This is a genomic window from Maritimibacter sp. (assembly GCF_016774595.1).
Taxonomy (GTDB): Bacteria; Pseudomonadota; Alphaproteobacteria; order Rhodobacterales; family Rhodobacteraceae; genus Maritimibacter; species Maritimibacter alkaliphilus.
Genome location: NZ_JACBWT010000002.1, coordinates 745,968 through 763,300 on the forward strand (window position 1 = coordinate 745,968; position 17,333 = coordinate 763,300).

Genomic DNA, 17,333 nt, shown 5'->3' on the forward strand with positions numbered 1-17,333 from the left:
TGGGACAGGCGATCAGGTGCCCGCGCGCGCCGCCGCCCGGCTGTCGCGCGGCGTCTTGCCCATCGCGTCGCGATACCACCGGCTGAAGACCGCCGGGCTTTCGAACCCGACGAGCAGCGCGATCTCGGCCATCGAGCGATCCGTGCTCACCACGTATTGCTGCGCGAACTCCCGCCGCACGTCATGGAGCAGGCCCGAGAAGGTCAGCCCCTCGCGCGACAGCCGCCGATGCAGGGTGCGCCGGTCGATGCCGAGAAGCCCGGCGATCCGGTCCGCCCGCGCCTCGCCCTGCCCAAGCGTGAGCACGATGAGCTGGCGCACGCGGTAGAGAAAGACCTCGGGCGCGCTTTGCACATCCGCGAGGATCGCGCGCGCATCCTTGTCGAAGGCCGGGGCCGCCCGCTTGAGCGACAGCGACAGGTCCGCGCGTTCCAGCACGATGGCGTTGTATTCCTGCTCGAACTCGGGAACCTGCCCGAAATGCGCCAGATAGGTCCGCTCCGGCAGCACGCGGGCATGGCGAAACAGGATGCCCGCCGGGCGCCAGTCCGGGCCGAGTATCCAGCGAAACATCTCGCGCACCCCGGCCACGATCATCTCGGCGCTCTGGCGCGACAGGCGATGGTCGGTGGTCAGCAATTCGATGGCATGGACGATGGTGTCGCCCATGTCGATGTTGGTGAGATAAAGCGCGTTCGAATGCAGGTGAAACGCCTGCGCGATGGTTTCCAGCACGTCGCCCAGCGTTTCTTTTTCCCGCAGGAAAAGCGCCACCGGGCCGAGGTCGGGCATCTGCCGGAATTCGGCCAGCCGCAGCCCGAAATCGGGCATGTCGAACATTCGCGCGGCGGTTTCCAAAAGCGCCGTCGGCACCTCGACCGGCACACGGGTATCGCGATCCAGCGCGGATTCGAGCGGATAGCCCGCCGCCGAGAAGACCTTGGCCGGATCCTGACCGAGATGGGTCAGGAAGCGCGTGAAATCGAGAACGAGGGTGCCGCGGATATTGGCCGACATGGCGCGATCATGACGGCGCGGCGCGCCCGCGTCAAAACGCATCGGCCTGTGGCGTGACTTGGCGGTGACTTGGGAAAGGTCCAACTCGGCAACAGTCGAGGAAAACAGCAGCGGCACGCCGGCAGGGCACTGGCGGGCCTGCCGGGAATGCGACACTACTGACCATCGGGATGGAACCTCTGCGCGCCGGTGATCCGGCCGCGTCGTTCGAAGGAGCGCGGGTGAAATGTTGACCTATCTGCGCGGGATCGCCGTGGCGATTGCCGTGACCCTCGCCGCCGCGACCCTTCCGGGTGCGGCCCGCGCCCAGTTCTCGGGCCTGTGCGATCAGGTGACGGTCGAGTATTTCAGCAAGTTCTGGCACATCAAGCCGCCCATCCTTCGCCCGCTGAACGAAGAGATGAACGCGCGGCAGATCGCCTGCGGCAACGTCTATCGCCTGTCGCCGGAGTTCGATCTGGTGGTGTCCTACGGCGGGATGGTGTTTCTCAACAGTTTCAACGCGCAGTCCTTTTCGCTGGGCGTGAATTTCGAGGTTCAGTATCGCCCCTATGTCCTTGGCAATTTCGGCCTGTACGGCGGTTTGGATGCCGGGTTCATCTACGGCTATCAGGGGTTCCTGCGCCCCGACCTTTTGATCGGTCCCCTGCGTGCCGGGGCGATCGCCAAGGCCGGGTTCCTGTATGACGTGCCTGATACGAACCTGACCGCTTTCGCCGGGGTCCGTTACGTGCCCGCACGCGGGCGCAACGGCAGCGGCATTTTCGCGCCGGGGATCGGCCTGACCTACCACTTCGACTGACGCGGGCGACCCGGTCAGGGTCACCCGTCCGGCAGGCGCGGGCGCTGCGTCAGCGTGGGCCTTTGTCGACCGGCCCCCCACGCGGTAGGATGGGGAGAGGCAAGCCGCACTCCGGGCCTTCGCTCGGCAAGGCTGCGGCGAAAGCGAGGGGACGCACCATGAAGGATGCCCCGAAAGATGCCCGCGCGGGGGCCCACGCGGTCGCCGCGACGCTTGCGGCGGTGGCCGAGGAGTTGGACGCCTTGCCAGACCATCGCGGTGCCCGCGTCCATGTGCTTTTCGCCCACCTCTACCGCTACACGACCGCCCGATGGCTGGGCGCGCTGGACGGTGCGGTCGAGGCCGAACTGGCCTACCGCGTCATCGAACGGTTCTACGATCTCTACGCTTCCGGGGTGCTGGTCTGCCGCGGTGCGCCGATTTCCGAGGTGCCGAAGCCGTGGCGGACGTACCATCGGGTCGCAAGGCGCCTTACCCTGTCCTCACCGATCTTCCTGCACCTCGTTCTGGTCTCGCTCGCCGCGCGGGCGCATATCCGGCACGACCTCGGCCCCGCGATCCACGCGGCGGTGAGCGGCTTGCCGGACGGGCCGGATCGGGCGCGGCAGGTCGAGGCTCTGTTGCGGTCGCGCGCGTCGGGCGAGGCGTTCATCGCGGCGGCCCGGGATTTCATCGCGCATTTCGCGGATCATCCCAGCCGCTGGCGGCGCATCTGGCTGCGCCTTTATGACCGTGGGATCGTGGGGTTGCGGCCCATCTGGCTGTCCACGCTTCAAGGCTGGCGGCAGCGATCTTATGCACAGACCACGAAAAATATTGAACCAGATCAAAGTGGCGTCGCACCATATGGCTAGGATGGCCACATGGCGAACGGGATGAACAGGGTCTTTCACACCACCGCAATCACCAAGGTCTACAGGACCGGGGAGGTGGACGTGCACGCGCTGCGTGGCGTGGATGCCGAGCTTTACACGGGCGAATTCACCGTGTTGCTCGGCGCGTCGGGGTCGGGCAAGTCGACACTACTCAACATTCTGGGCGGCCTCGATCATGCGAGCGCCGGGCAGGCGTGGTTCCGCGATCAGGAATTGACGGCGATGAGCGAGCGGGAGCTGACGCGCTATCGCCGCGAGCATGTCGGGTTCGTCTTTCAGTTCTACAACCTCGTGCCCTCGCTGACGGCGCGTGAAAACGTGGCGCTCGTGACCGAGATCGCGAAGAACCCGATGAAACCGGAGGAGGCGTTGGAGCGGGTGGGGCTGACCCACAGGCTCGACCACTTTCCGGCGGAAATGTCGGGGGGCGAGCAGCAGCGGGTCGCGATTGCGCGCGCGATCGCCAAACGGCCCGAAGTGCTCCTGTGCGACGAACCGACCGGGGCGCTGGATTCCAATACCGGGGTTCAGGTGCTGGACGCCTTGGAAAAAATCAACGCCGAACTCGGCACCTCGACCATCGTCATCACCCATAACGCGGGCATCCGGAAGATGGCGCACCGCGTCGTGCATTTCGCGGACGGCAACATCGCGCAGGTGGTGACCAACGACAGCCGCATCGCCCCGTCCGAAATCGAGTGGTGACGATGCGCGCGCTGGACAAAAAGCTCTTTCGCGACATCCGCAGGCTCTGGGCGCAGGCGCTGGCCATCGCCGCCGTGCTGTCGGTGGGGGTCATGATCATGGTCATGGCCTTCGGCACCCAGCGCAGCCTGACCGAGACGCGCGACACGTTCTACGACCGGGCGCGGTTCGCCGATATCTGGTCCTCTGCCGCGCGCGCCCCGAAAACGCTGGTCGAAGAGATCGCGGCCATTCCCGGTGTGGCCCGTGTCGAGGCCCGGATCAGCCAGTTCGCGGTACTCGACCTGCCGGATATGTCCGACCCGGCGATGGCGCAGATCCTGTCGATCCCGGCTTCGGGCGAGCCCGTGATGAACGCGCTCATCGTCAAGGAGGGGCGGCTGCCCGGCGTTGGCCGCCGCGACGAGGTCGTGGTGAACGAGGCCTTCGCGCTTGCCCATGACTATGGCCCCGGCGACGGTTTCTCGGTTACGCTGAACGGCCAAAAGCGCGACGTGCGGATCACCGGCGTCGTCCTCAGCCCCGAGTTCATCTATACCATCGGCCCCGGCTCGATCATGCCCGACGACGAACGCTTCGGCATCCTGTGGATGGCCGAAGACGTGATCGCGGCGGCGTTCAACCTGTCGGGTGCCTTCAACTCCGTGACGCTGTCGGTCACCCGCGGCACCGATCTGGAGCCGGTCCGGGACGACCTCGAAGCCCTGCTGAAACCCTATGGCGGCACCGGGTCTTATGCCCGCGATCAGCAGGTCTCGAACGCGTTTCTGGACGGCGAATTGGAGCAGCTCGACGTCATGGCGCGGATCGTGCCGCCGATCTTCCTCGTCGTGAGCGCGTTCCTCGTGAACATGGTGCTGGGCCGGCTCATCCAGTTGGAGCGCGAACAGATCGGGCTATTGAAGGCGCTGGGTTATTCCACCGGCGAGATCGCGGCGCATTACCTGAAACTGTCTCTGGGGATCGGGGCCATCGGCGTCGTCATCGGCTGGCTGATGGGGCTGGCCGCGTCACAGGCGATGGCGTCGGTCTATGTCGAATACTTCCATTTCCCCTATCTGGTCTTCGTGCAACGCCCGAGCGTCTACGTGATCGGGGCCGCCGCCGGCCTTCTGGCCGCGCTCGTCGGCGCGATGATGGCGGTGCGCCGCGTCGTGGGCCTGTCGCCCGCCGTGGCCATGTCGCCGCCCGCGCCCACGCGGTTCCGCCGGGGCCTGTTCGACCGGCTCATTCAGGTCATGCGCCCGCAGCAGCCGACCATGATGATCCTGCGCGCCATCGGGCGCTGGCCGCTCAGGGCCGCACTGACCAGTCTGGGGATCTCGATTTCGGCGGCGATCATCGTCGCGGGTCTTTTCATGTTCGACAGTTTCGACGAATTGCTCGACGTGGCCTTCGTGCAGGCCAACCGTCAGGACGCGATCCTCGAATTCGCCATCGAACGCCCCGAGGCGGTGCTGGACGCGGTCGAGAACCTGCCCGGCGTGATGCGGGCCGAGGGCAGCCTGTCGATCCCCGTGCGTCTGCACCACGGCCACCTGACCCGCACCATCGGGATCGAGGCCGCGCGGCCCGGCAACGACCTTGTGCGCGTCTTCGACGGCGACGACCGGGTCGAGGTGGCGCCCGAGCACGGGCTGGTGCTGGCCAAACGTCTGGCCGATCATCTGGACGCCGACATCGGCGACATCCTCGAGGTCGAGTTCCTGCAAGAAGGGGACACCCGCTACCGCGTGCCCATAACCGGCACCGTGGCGCAGTTCTTCGGCCTCTCCGCCTATATGGATCTGGAGACCGCGAGCGGGATACTCGGGCACATGCCGCGTCTGAGCCTCGCCAATGTCGAGATCGACGACGCGCGGCGCGAGGAATTGTTCGAGGCGGTCAAGGCCAGCCCCGCGATCTCGGGCATCACCTATATGTCCGAGGTGCGGCGCGGCTTCGATGAAACCATCGCGGAAAGCGCTGGGATCACGCTGACGGTCTATACTTTCATGGCCGCACTCATCGCCATTGGCGTGGTCTACAACTCGGCCCGTATCCAGCTGTCGGAACGCGCCCGCGAACTGGCGAGCCTGCGCATCCTCGGCTTCACCAAGGGCGAGGTGAGCTACATCCTTCTGGGCGAATTGTTCATCCTCACGCTGGTCGCGATCCCCGTGGGCCTCGTCATGGGCTACGGCATGGCGGCGGGTATGGTCGAAAGCTTTAAATCCGACCTCTATGCGCTGCCGCTTATCGTGACCGATACAACCTACTGGCGCGCCGCGGGCGTGGTGGCGGGGGCCACCATCGTCTCGGCCCTGATCGTGCGGCGGCGGATCGACCGCATGGACCTCGTCGCCGTGATGAAAACAAGGGAGTGACCCCATGAAACTGAGAACCATCGTAATCGGCGCCGTGGCCGTGGCGGCCATCGGAGGTGCGGTCTGGGTGTCGATGCAGCCTGAGATCGTTCCGGTCGACATGGCCGAGGTGACGGCGGGCCCGATGGAAGTCACGGTGAACGCCGACGGCACCACGCGCGTGCGCGACGTGTTCGAAGTGGCGGCCCCCGTATCGGGCACCGTCGGGCGCTCGCCGGTCAAGGTCGGCGACACGGTCATCAAGGGCGAAACGGTCATCGCGCGGATCGAACCGGGCGAGCCCGCGTTCCTCGACGAACGCGCGCGCAAGCAGGCCGAAGCGGCGGTGGCACAGGCCGAAGCGGCGCTTGCGCTGGCGAAGACCCAGATCACCGTGGCCGAGGCCGATCTGAACAACGCCCAGCGTCAGCTCAACCGCGCCTTCGATTTACACGAACGCGGAACCACGTCGGATGCGGCGCTGGAAACGGCCGAAACCGCCGTGGACATCGCCTCGGCGCAGCTCGACAGCGCCCATGCCACGGCGGACATGCGGATGAGCGAGGTTGCGGCGGCGCGTGCCGTTCTCACCCAGCCCGGCGAGCGCACGCTTGACGAAGAAGAGGCCTGTTGCGTCGATATCCGGGCACCCGTGTCGGGCAAGGTGCTGTCGGTCACCTCGACCTCGGCCCGGCCTGTGACGGCCGGAACCACGCTCCTTACCATCGGGCCGACCGACGATCTGGAAATCGTCGTGGAACTCCTGTCGACCGACGCGGTGCGCCTTGCCGCGGGCGCGCCCGCCCATATCGAACGCTGGGGCGGGGATACGGCGCTCGACGCCGTGGTGCGCGAGATCGAGCCTGCGGCCTTCACCAAGGTCTCGGCGCTGGGCATCGAAGAGCAGCGCGTGCGCGTCGTTCTGGACTTCGCGGAGGGCGTGGAAGTGCCGCCGCTCGGCCACAACTTCCGGGTCTACGCCCGGATCGTGGAATGGTCCGCCGAGGATGCCCTGCGGCTCCCGATTTCGGCGCTGTTTCGCGACGAGGCCGACTGGGCGGTCTTCGTGGTCCGGGATGGCACGGCACACCTGACGCCCATCGACATCGGTCAGCGCAATTCGGACGAGGCCGAGGTTCTTTCGGGTCTCGAGGCGGGCGACAGGGTCATCACCCACCCCTCCGACCGCGTCACGCAGGGCACCCTGGTCGAGGCGCGCGCGGCAGGCAACTGACCCCGGTCCACCTCTTCTCTGTTTCGAAAATACTTCAGGGGGTCAGGGGGACTGGTCCCCCTGCCGCGCTGTCCTGCCGCAAGGCAGGGCGGCGCAAGGCCTGTGCGGGCGCAAGCCCGCTCCGACCGGGAACGCGGCCTATGGGCAAGACCCACGCTGCTGTGGCAGGGTCGCGCCATGACCCGTCTCGACACCGCCCGCGATATCCTCGCCACGCTCATTGCCTTTCCGACCGTCTCGTCGGACAGCAATCTCGACATGATTCACTGGATGGCGGACTACCTCGAACGCCATTTCGCGCGGGTTCAGGTGTTGACGAATGCCGACGGCACCAAGGCCAACCTTTTCGCCACCATCGGGCCGGAGGGCGACGGGGGCATCGTGCTTTCGGGTCATTCCGACGTGGTGCCGGTGGCGGAGCAGGACTGGTCCTCGGACCCGTTCGAGATGCGCGAGGCGGACGGCCTGCTTTACGGGCGCGGCACTTGCGACATGAAGGGGTTCATCGCCTGCGCGCTCGCCATGGCGCCCTACTACGCGGCGCGCGATCTCGACCGTCCGATCCATTTCGCCTTCACCCATGACGAAGAGGTGGGGTGTCTCGGCGCCGCCGATCTGATCGCCGCGCTCGAGGCGCGGGGGGTGAAGCCGGCCATGGCGATCATCGGCGAGCCGACCGAAATGCGGATCATCGAGGGGCACAAGGGCTGCTGCGAATACACCACGCGCTTTACCGGACTCGAAGGCCACGGGTCCGACCCGGATCAGGGGGTGAACGCGGCCGAATACGCCGTGCGCTATGTCTCGCGCCTTTTGGAAATCCGCGAAGAGCTCAAGACCCGCGCGCCCGAGGGCAGCGCGTTCGAGCCGCCCTGGACCACGCTCAACATCGGCGGCGTTCATGGGGGCGTCGCCCACAACGTCATCGTCGGCAAGGCCGAGGTGGAATGGGAGTTTCGCCCCGTTGTGAACGAGGACATGGATTTCGTGAAATCCGAGATCGAGGCATACGCCCGCGACGTGCTGCTCCCGGCCATGCAGAAGGTCGAGCCGCGCGCGCGTATCCAGACCGAGGTGATCGGCGAGGTCGCGGGGTTCGAACCGATGGAGCGCAACGCCGCGCGCGATCTGGTCATGAAACTCACCGGCGCGAATACCGCCGGGCTCGTGCCCTTCGCGACCGAGGCGGGGCTGTTTCAATCGCTGGGCTGCGATGTCGTGGTCTGCGGCCCCGGGTCCATCGCGCAGGCGCACAAGCCCGACGAATTCGTCGCACTGGACCAGTTGACCGCCTGTCTGGACCTGCTTGACCGTCTGATTTGAGGATTCCGTTAACCAATTTGGCGGACAGTGGACCTAATGGGGGAGGAACGTCGTTCGGATAGGCCATGTCCCGGATCGTTTGTGTCTTGATCGCCCTTGTTTTTGCCGTGCCGGCCCTGTCGCAGTCACGGGAAGACGGGCCTGCGGTCGAAATCTGCGCCATGAACCCTGTGGGGCATGTGGTGCCGGACGGCCTCGACCCCGCGTCAGACCGGTTTCGATCCCCGGACGGATGGACCCTGTGCTCGGACTGCCCGGCACCCACGGGCGAGGGCGTTCAACCCCTTGCCCCTGCCGACGGTGAGATGGCGGTTCTTTTCAGACCGGGTGGTGCGCCTTTGGGGTCCTTCGCCCGTCCGGTTGAGCGGGACTGCCAAAGCTACGATCTGGGTGTGGTCCCGTTCATCGCGCCGCATCCTTCGGCGGATGCCGAATGGACGCTCGAGGAGAGCCGTCGCAGGCTCGAAGCGCGGTATTGTCCCTATGACACCGAGGACGGAAAGCTGTGCCTGTCTTTCGTCTGCACGCCGGAGGAAGAACAGTGGATGCTTCTGGCCGAAGGATCGGTCGAGGGGCTCGATGTCACCGAGGCGCTCGAACTGGAACTCGACGTTCGGGTCGATGGGGCCTTGGCCGGGTATCTGACCCTGTCGGCGCGCGCCGGGTTCGAGAACGCGTTTTTCGCGGTCTACGTGCGGCAGCTCGACGACGAGCTTCTCGGCGCGCTTCGCAGGGGGCAGGCCGGGACGTTCCGGGTTCGGGCCATGAAGCAGGAGCGTGACCTGGGCATGACGCTGGATGGCTCGTCGCGGGCTTTGGGCGCGGTCCTCGGCAATTGCGGCGATCTTCAGCGACTGGCGACGCCCGACACCGCGCCGGACCGCTTCGTTCTGTTGAACGGCCCCTCGACCGAGGCGGCGATCGACGCGGCCCGACAGGCGCTGGACGACCGGATCGGTCGGCTGCTCGCGCTGGAGGGGGCGCCGGACCCCGACGTGCGCCGCGCGGTCGCCGTCCAATTACCGGACGGGTGGCGGTTCGTGGATGCGCTGGTCGGTCCTTCGCCGGAACTGGGATACTCGAACTTCGCGCGATACTTCCTCGTCAAACCGCCGAACCGCGATTGGGTCGTCTTCGATCCGGTCGAGAACCCGCCCCGCATCTACATCGACCGAAAGCGCCCGATCGGGGCCTGGCCCAACCTGCTTCTGACCACGGCGGAGCGGGATATCACGATCTATGAGCGGTGGTATTGGGACGGCTCGAATTACCTCTACCGCGAAACGATCCCACAGTAGCCACGCGGCCCCCGGCACGGATGCGACATGGCCGATGTCGCGGACTGACCTTGCGTCACCTTGCGGCCCGGCCTGAGTCTCACGGGAAATTCATGTCGATTCCGTGCGCATCGCGGGCCGCCGCCGCAACAATGCACAAGCCTAGGGCAAGGCATGAGAAACTTCGTGTCGCTTTCGGTATCAATAGGTTCGTGTCTGAGCAAACGCTCATCTAATGCCCAAAAGCCTGTTGAAATCCCGAGGTCAATCGTGTTGGCTTTGATCAAAACCAAAAACAAATGAAATCCGACAGGGATGTAAGGGGGTCTTTTGGCCAGCCAAGAGGGAAACGACGGTTTCGTCGTATTTGATCGCGTTCAGAAATCCTATGACGGCGAAACGCTCGTCGTGAAGGATCTGAACCTGTCCATTGGGAAGGGCGAGTTCCTGACCATGCTGGGGCCCTCGGGGTCTGGCAAAACCACCTGCCTGATGATGCTCGCGGGGTTCGAGACGGCGACGCACGGGGACATCCTCCTCGGCGGTCAGCCGATCAACAACATCCCGCCGCACAAACGCGGCATCGGCATGGTGTTCCAGAACTACGCGCTGTTTCCGCATATGTCGGTGGGCGAGAACCTGTCGTTCCCGCTCGAAGTGCGCAAGATCGGCAAGTCCGACCGCGAGGAAAAGGTCAAACGCGCGCTGGACATGGTTCAGATGGGCGATTTCATCAACCGCCGCCCGGCCCAGCTTTCGGGCGGTCAGCAGCAGCGGATCGCACTGGCCCGCGCGCTGGTGTTCGAGCCCGAGCTGGTGCTCATGGACGAACCGCTCGGCGCGCTCGACAAGCAACTGCGTGAGCACATGCAGTTCGAGATCACCCGACTGGCCCACGACCTCGGCATCACCACGGTCTACGTGACCCACGACCAGACCGAGGCGCTGACCATGTCGGACCGCGTGGCCGTGTTCGACGATGGCCGCATCCAGCAGCTCGATCCGCCCGACGTTCTGTATGAAGAACCGAAGAACAGCTTCGTCGCGCAGTTCATCGGCGAGAACAACACGCTTGAAGGTGTCGTCAAGGAAATCACGGGCGATACCTGTGTCATCCAACTGGACGACGGCGAAGTGATCGACGCCAAGCCCGTGAACGTGTCCGAGGTCGGCCAGCGCACGCAGGTGTCGATCCGCCCCGAACGCGTCGAATACAACAGCGAGCGTCTTCAGAAAGGCGCCCATACGCTCAAGGCCGAAGTGCTCGAGTTCATCTACATGGGCGATATTTTCCGCACGCGGCTGAGGGTCGCGGGCAACGAGGATTTCATCATCAAGACGCGCAACGCGCCCGATCAGGTCAAGCTGAAGCCGGGCGAGCAGATCGAAATCGGCTGGTTGCCGGAAGACTGCCGCGCGCTCGATTGATACCGAGACACCCCTGCGCCGCTCGGGCGCGGGTGGGATGGAGGGCGGGCTCGCCCGGCTCTGCCTCTCCGGAAACCCAAAAAGGGCGAATGACTGGGAGTAACTCTATGCAACTCAAGACCCTCCTTCTGGGCTCTGCCGTGGCAAGCATCGGCGGTATGGCCGCCGCTCAGGACATGACGTTCGTGTCCTGGGGTGGTGCCTATCAGGCGAGCCAGCAAAAGGCCTATGTCGAGCCTTACCTGGCCGACCATCCCGATATGTCGATCACCTGGGACGAAAGCTCGGCCGAAGCCGTGGCCAAACTGCGCGCCATGAACGAAGCCGGTAACATCACCTGGGATCTGGTCGACGTCGTGGCCGCGGACGCCATCCGCCTGTGCGACGAAGGCCTCGCCATGGAAATCGACTTCGACGAGATGCTCGCCGAAGGTGACGACGGCACCTCGGCCGAGGACGACTTCGGCGATCTTCTGGTGTCGGACTGCTTCATCCCGCAGATCGTCTATTCGACGACCGCGGCCTACCGCCCCGACCTTCTGCCCGAAGGCGCGCCCGCGCCGGAGTCGATCTGTGCGATGTTCGACACCGAGACCTATCCGGGCAAGCGCGCGCTCGAGCAGCGCCCGATCAACAACATGGAGTGGGCCCTGCTCTGTGACGGTGTCGCCAAGGAAGACATCTACGACGTTCTCGAGACCGAGGAAGGTCAGGATCAGGCGTTCGCCAAGCTCGACACCATCAAGGACGACATCATCTGGTGGTCGGCCGCTGCCGAGCCGCCGCAGCTTCTCGCCGATGGCGAGATCGTGATGGGCTCGTCCTACAACGGCCGCTGGTTCTCGGCGATCGAAGAGCAGGATCAGCCCTTCGAGATGCTCTGGGACGCGCAGGTGTTTGACCTTGACGGCTGGATCATCCCGGCCGGTCTGCCGGAAGAGCGTCTTGAGCCGGTGCTGGACTTCGTGCGCTTCGCGACCGACACCCAGCGTCTTGCCGATCAGGCCGCCTACATCTCCTACGGTCCGGCCCGTCAGTCGTCGGCGCCGCTCGTGGGCGATCACGCCGAGCTGGGTATTCCGATGGGGCCGCACATGCCGACCGCACCGGAGAACTCGCAGAACGTGTTCGTCTACAACTACACCTGGTGGGCTGATTACCGCGACGACCTGGACGCCAAGTTCCAGGCCTGGCTCGCCCAGTAATCTCACCTAACACCATCGGGGAGGGGCTTTCGGGCCCCTCCCACCCCAAACGCCAAGGACAAAGATCATGAGCGACGCGACCGAGACTTCCGGCCCGATGCTAGCCGCCGACGGGCGGCCGCTGAAGGCGAGCCTCAACCGGGCCCTGCGTCGGCAGAAATTGCGCGCCCTGATGCTGATCGCGCCGCTTCTGATTTTTATCCTCGTGGCTTTCATCGCGCCGATTGCGGACATGCTGTTCCGCTCGGTCGAGAACGGGATCGTCGAGGAAACCCTGCCGCGGACCGTCGAAGCGATGGACGAGTGGGACGCCGATGCCGAACCCGTGCCGGGGGAAGAGGTCTATTTCGCGCTGTTTCGCGATATGTTCGTGGCTTCGGAAAAGAAGATCCACACGCGGCTCGGTTCCCGGCTCAACTACGAGACGACGGGGATTTCGTCGATCTTCCGGCAATCGGGCCGCGAGGTCGAGGACATCGCCGAAATCTATGAGGATCAATTCGACGATCTGAACGAGAACTGGACCGAAGAAATCTTCTGGGCCGAACTCATGGGCGATCCCGACTGGTTCGCCGACGCTTCGGCCACCGAGGACGGTCCCGGCCCCGATTTCGTGCTTAAAGAGGGGATGGAGGACCGGCTCCCGCTGACGACCGAAGCCTATCTGGCCTTCGCCGAATTCACCCAGACCGAGGACGAGGACAATCCGGCGTCCGAGAATGTCTGGCCGCTGGTTCACGCCATGCTCTATCACGACCTCACCGGGGATGCCGCGATCGACGGTTACACCGGGTTCGGGTCGGAGGAGTTGCAGGCGGCGAAAGAGGCGGTCGCGGAATTCGAAGCCGTGAACTACAAGCAAGCCTTCCTCGACATCGACGAGGACTGGGGCAGCGCCGATGTGATGCAGACCATCAAGGTCTACTCGCCCACCTATACGCCCGGCTACTTCCTGACCGCCGTCGATCTGCAACTGAACCCGGAAGGGGTCGAGGCGCAGCCGGACGATCAGGCCATCTACCTCAAACTGTTCTGGCGCACGGTCTGGATGTCGCTGACCATCACCGTGGCGACGATCCTTCTGGGGTATCCGGTGGCGTTCCTGCTCGCCAACCTGCCGATGCGCGTGTCGTCGCTTCTGATGATCCTCGTGCTCCTCCCGTTCTGGACCTCGCTCCTAGTGCGGACATCGGCCTGGAAAGTGCTGCTGCAACAACAAGGCGTCATCAACGACGTGCTCGTCTGGTCCGGGCTGATCAACGAAGCCGGGCGACTGGTGATGATAAACAACCAGTTGGGCACGATCATCGCGATGACGCACATCCTGCTGCCGTTCATGATCCTGCCGCTCTACTCGGTGATGGCGACCATTCCGCCCAGTTTCGTGCGCGCGGCGAAAAGCCTTGGCGCGACCAACGTGACCGCCTTCCGCCGGGTCTATTTCCCGCAGTCGGTGCCCGGGATCGGGGCGGGGTCGATCCTCGTCTTCATCCTCGCCATCGGCTACTACATCACCCCCGCGCTGGTCGGCGGCACGACGGGTATCTTCATCTCGAACCGGATCGCCTATCACATCTCGTCCAGCCTCAACTGGGGTCTGGCGGCGGCGCTCGGGACCATCCTTCTTGCCGCGGTGCTCATCCTTTACTGGGCCTATGACCGGATCGTGGGCATCGACAACGTGAAGCTGGGGTAAACCATGACGGACGCGACTGTGAACGACACCGGCGACGAGCTGATCCTGGACAAGGGCGAGCCGCCCATGTGGGGCTTCACCGTCCCGGTGGTGGCCGTCTTCGGGGGCTTCTTCGGCTTCCTCGCGGGCAACACCAACGACGCGGGCCTGATGGGCTTCATCCTCGGCCTGATCTACGGCGGCGCGCTCGGGTTCATCCTGAACAGCTTCGTGCCGAGCCGAACGGCCGGGCGCTGGGTGGTGATCGGGCTGACCGCCGTGCTGGGCTTCGTCCTCGGAAAATGGGGCGGGGCCGCCGCAGGCGCCATCGTCGGCGCCGTGATGAGCTGGGTCGCCTACTGGATCGGGCGCGGGCATTATCGGGACGGCGTGCCGATCTACGCCACCGCCGGTCAGACCCTCTGGCACAACACCTATCTGTTCATCTGCGGCTTCATCTTCTTCTTCCTGATCGCGCCGATCCTCACGATCATTCCGCTGTCGTTCAACGCCGAGAACTTTTTCACCTTCACGCCCGAGATGCTGTCGCTCAGCCCCGAAGGCTACAGCCTGAAGCATTATCAGGACTTCTTCACCAACTCGGACTGGCAGAGCGCCATGTGGAACTCGCTCAAGATCGCGCCGATGGCGACGATCCTCGCGGTCGGGTTCGGGACTTTGGCGGCCATCGGTCTGAGCCAGCCGCACGTGCCGTTCCGCCGGGCGATCATGGCGATCCTTATCAGCCCGATGATCGTGCCGCTCATCATTTCGGCCGCCGGGATGTATTTCTTCTACAGCCGCGTGAACCTTCAGGGCACCTATCTGGGGGTCGTGCTGGCCCATGCAGCACTCGGTATCCCCTTCGTCATCATCACCGTGACCGCGACGCTCGTGGGTTTCGACCGGTCGCTGACGCGGGCCTCGGCCAACCTCGGGGCGGACCCGGTGACCACCTTCCTGCGCATCCAGATGCCGCTCATCCTGCCGGGCGTGATCTCGGGCGGCCTGTTCGCCTTCATCACCTCGTTCGACGAGGTGGTCGTGGTGCTCTTCGTCGGGTCCGCGCAACAAAAGACGTTGCCATGGCAGATGTTCATCGGTCTGCGCGAGCAGATCAGCCCGACCATCCTTGCCGTCGCCACGATCCTTGTCGTGATTTCCATCGCGCTGCTCACCACCGTCGAGCTTCTGCGCCGCCGGTCCGAGCGGATGCGGGGCCTCGCGCCGAGTTGATTGCAACGGTTTCTTAACCTTTCTGACGCATGCCGTTCACCATGGGGCGGGGGGCCTTGAAGCCCCCCGGAACCATGACTAGGCTCTTGTAGACGAGCCGTCCGGCTCGCACGAACGGGCCGTCCGGCCCAGGGAACAGTCAGAGGCAGGCGACCATGAAAGACCCCATTGATACCTATATGAACACCCTCGTACCGATGGTCGTGGAACAGACCAGCCGGGGCGAACGGGCCTATGACATCTTCTCGCGCCTGCTGAAGGAGCGGATCATTTTCCTCAACGGACCGGTGCACGATGGCATGTCGTCGCTGATCTGCGCACAGCTTCTGTTCCTCGAGGCCGAGAACCCGTCGAAAGAAATCGCGATGTACATCAACTCGCCCGGCGGCGTGGTGACATCGGGTCTCTCGATCTACGACACGATGCAGTACATCCGGCCCAAGGTGTCGACCCTCGTGATCGGTCAGGCGGCGTCCATGGGGTCGCTTCTGCTGACCGCAGGCGCGCCGGGGATGCGCTTTTCGCTGCCCAACAGCCGGATCATGGTGCACCAGCCCTCGGGCGGCTATCAGGGTCAGGCGACGGACATCATGATCCACGCGCAGGAGACCCAGAAGCTCAAGGACCGCCTGAATTCGATCTACGTCAAGCACACCGGCCAGAAGCTCAAGGCCGTGGTGGACGCGCTTGAGCGTGACAATTTCATGGACCCCGAACAGGCGAAGGACTGGGGCCTGATCGACGAGATCCTGGAATCGCGCGGCGACGCGCCGGAATAGGATTGTTTCGCCCCCGCGACCGTGACCAGAATCGCATTGCGGGGGCAGGGACGCTGCCCTAGACTTGGGCAAACCAGGATGGAACGGCCCTAATTATGGGGCAATGAGGAGCGGGGCATCGGCCCCCGAAAGGCGATATGGCGAACAATTCCTCCGGTGGTGACAGCAAGAACACCCTCTACTGCTCGTTCTGCGGAAAGAGCCAGCATGAGGTGCGAAAGCTGATCGCGGGTCCGACGGTGTTCATCTGCGATGAATGCGTCGAGCTCTGCATGGATATCATCCGCGAGGAAACCAAGGGTTCCGGGCTGAAATCGACCGACGGTGTGCCGACGCCGCAGGAAATCTGCGGGGTTCTGGACGACTACGTCATCGGTCAGTCCCACGCGAAGCGCGTGCTCTCGGTCGCGGTGCACAACCATTACAAACGCCTCAATCACGCCGCCAAGCATGGCGACGAGATCGAGCTGGCGAAATCCAACATTCTGCTGATCGGCCCCACGGGCTGCGGCAAGACGCTGCTCGCGCAGACGCTCGCCCGTATCCTCGACGTGCCCTTCACCATGGCCGATGCGACCACGCTGACCGAAGCGGGTTACGTGGGCGAGGATGTCGAGAACATCATCTTGAAGCTCTTGCAGGCGTCGGAATACAATGTCGAACGGGCGCAGCGCGGCATCGTCTATATCGACGAGGTCGACAAGATCACGCGCAAGTCCGACAACCCGTCCATAACCCGCGACGTGTCGGGCGAAGGCGTGCAGCAGGCGCTTCTGAAGATCATGGAAGGCACGGTTGCCAGCGTTCCGCCGCAGGGTGGCCGCAAGCATCCGCAGCAGGAATTCCTGCAAGTGGACACGACGAACATCCTGTTCATCTGCGGCGGCGCTTTCGCCGGTCTCGACCGGATCATCGCGCAGCGCGGCAAGGGGTCGGCCATCGGCTTCGGTGCCGACGTCAAGGACGAGCAGGCCCGCAAGATCGGAGAAGTGTTCCAGGAACTCGAACCCGAGGATCTGCTGAAATTCGGCCTGATCCCGGAATTCGTCGGCCGTCTGCCGGTGATCGCGACGCTGGAAGACCTTGATGAGGACGCGCTGGTCACGATCCTGACGCAGCCGAAGAACGCGCTGGTCAAGCAATACCAGCGCCTGTTCGAGATCGAGGATGCCAAGCTGACCTTCACCGACGACGCGCTGCTGGCGATCTCGAAGAAGGCCATTCAGCGCAAGACCGGCGCACGCGGCCTGCGGTCGATCATGGAGGACATCCTGCTCGACACGATGTTCGATCTTCCGGCGCTCGAAGGTGTGGACGAGGTCGTGGTGAACGAAGAGGCGGCGAACACCGACGCCAAGCCGCTCATCATCTATGCCGAGGACCGCAAGGAAGGCGCCAGCGCAGGCTGAGGATCGCCGAACCGAGAGTTTTC

The 17,333-nt window shown here is 64.5% G+C and carries 14 protein-coding genes; 13 read left to right on the forward strand and 1 reads right to left on the reverse strand.

The window, feature by feature from the left end; all coding sequences use genetic code 11:
• Window positions 1-12: 12 nt before the first annotated feature.
• Window positions 13-1,017 (reverse strand): AraC family transcriptional regulator, encoded by a 1,005-nt coding sequence (locus tag HOY44_RS14970; RefSeq protein WP_287435714.1) that lies wholly within the window; start codon window positions 1,015-1,017, stop codon window positions 13-15.
• A 226-nt stretch (window positions 1,018-1,243) separates the two neighbouring features.
• Between HOY44_RS14970 and HOY44_RS14975 the strand changes: the two genes are divergently transcribed.
• The 13 genes from HOY44_RS14975 (at window position 1,244) to clpX (ending at window position 17,310) form a co-directional block, all read left to right on the forward strand.
• Window positions 1,244-1,819 carry a hypothetical protein gene (locus tag HOY44_RS14975; RefSeq protein WP_287435716.1) on the forward strand — a complete coding sequence of 192 codons (576 nt, stop codon included), beginning with the start codon at window positions 1,244-1,246 and terminating at the stop codon, window positions 1,817-1,819.
• Between the two features lie 158 nt (window positions 1,820-1,977).
• Window positions 1,978-2,673, forward strand: a complete 696-nt coding sequence (locus HOY44_RS14980; RefSeq protein WP_287435718.1) for a DUF5995 family protein — start codon at window positions 1,978-1,980, stop codon at window positions 2,671-2,673.
• A gap of 9 nt (window positions 2,674-2,682) precedes the next feature.
• Window positions 2,683-3,399 carry an ABC transporter ATP-binding protein gene (locus tag HOY44_RS14985; RefSeq protein WP_287435720.1) on the forward strand — a complete coding sequence of 239 codons (717 nt, stop codon included), beginning with the start codon at window positions 2,683-2,685 and terminating at the stop codon, window positions 3,397-3,399.
• A gap of 2 nt (window positions 3,400-3,401) precedes the next feature.
• Window positions 3,402-5,765 carry an ABC transporter permease gene (locus HOY44_RS14990; RefSeq protein ID WP_287435722.1) on the forward strand — a complete coding sequence of 788 codons (2,364 nt, stop codon included), beginning with the start codon at window positions 3,402-3,404 and terminating at the stop codon, window positions 5,763-5,765.
• A gap of 4 nt (window positions 5,766-5,769) precedes the next feature.
• Complete coding sequence (locus tag HOY44_RS14995; RefSeq protein WP_287435724.1) at window positions 5,770-6,978, forward strand: efflux RND transporter periplasmic adaptor subunit; 1,209 nt, start codon at window positions 5,770-5,772, stop codon at window positions 6,976-6,978.
• A 177-nt stretch (window positions 6,979-7,155) separates the two neighbouring features.
• Window positions 7,156-8,301, forward strand: a complete 1,146-nt coding sequence (gene argE / locus HOY44_RS15000; protein WP_287435726.1) for an acetylornithine deacetylase — start codon at window positions 7,156-7,158, stop codon at window positions 8,299-8,301.
• A 65-nt stretch (window positions 8,302-8,366) separates the two neighbouring features.
• Window positions 8,367-9,599 carry a hypothetical protein gene (locus HOY44_RS15005; protein WP_287435728.1) on the forward strand — a complete coding sequence of 411 codons (1,233 nt, stop codon included), beginning with the start codon at window positions 8,367-8,369 and terminating at the stop codon, window positions 9,597-9,599.
• A 309-nt stretch (window positions 9,600-9,908) separates the two neighbouring features.
• Complete coding sequence (locus HOY44_RS15010; protein WP_008330341.1) at window positions 9,909-11,006, forward strand: ABC transporter ATP-binding protein; 1,098 nt, start codon at window positions 9,909-9,911, stop codon at window positions 11,004-11,006.
• 107 nt (window positions 11,007-11,113) lie between these two features.
• Window positions 11,114-12,211 (forward strand): extracellular solute-binding protein, encoded by a 1,098-nt coding sequence (locus HOY44_RS15015; RefSeq protein ID WP_008330340.1) that lies wholly within the window; start codon window positions 11,114-11,116, stop codon window positions 12,209-12,211.
• Window positions 12,212-12,278: 67 nt separating this feature from the next.
• On the forward strand, window positions 12,279-13,907 hold the full coding sequence (locus HOY44_RS15020) for an ABC transporter permease (RefSeq protein ID WP_287435732.1): 1,629 nt from the start codon (window positions 12,279-12,281) through the stop codon (window positions 13,905-13,907).
• 66 nt (window positions 13,908-13,973) lie between these two features.
• Window positions 13,974-15,122: an ABC transporter permease gene (locus HOY44_RS15025; RefSeq protein WP_502710709.1), complete on the forward strand. Its 1,149-nt coding sequence runs from the start codon at window positions 13,974-13,976 to the stop codon at window positions 15,120-15,122.
• 155 nt (window positions 15,123-15,277) lie between these two features.
• Window positions 15,278-15,901 carry an ATP-dependent Clp protease proteolytic subunit gene (locus tag HOY44_RS15030; protein ID WP_040884587.1) on the forward strand — a complete coding sequence of 208 codons (624 nt, stop codon included), beginning with the start codon at window positions 15,278-15,280 and terminating at the stop codon, window positions 15,899-15,901.
• Between the two features lie 137 nt (window positions 15,902-16,038).
• Window positions 16,039-17,310: an ATP-dependent Clp protease ATP-binding subunit ClpX gene (gene clpX / locus HOY44_RS15035; protein WP_008330326.1), complete on the forward strand. Its 1,272-nt coding sequence runs from the start codon at window positions 16,039-16,041 to the stop codon at window positions 17,308-17,310.
• The last annotated feature ends 23 nt before the right edge of the window (window positions 17,311-17,333 follow it).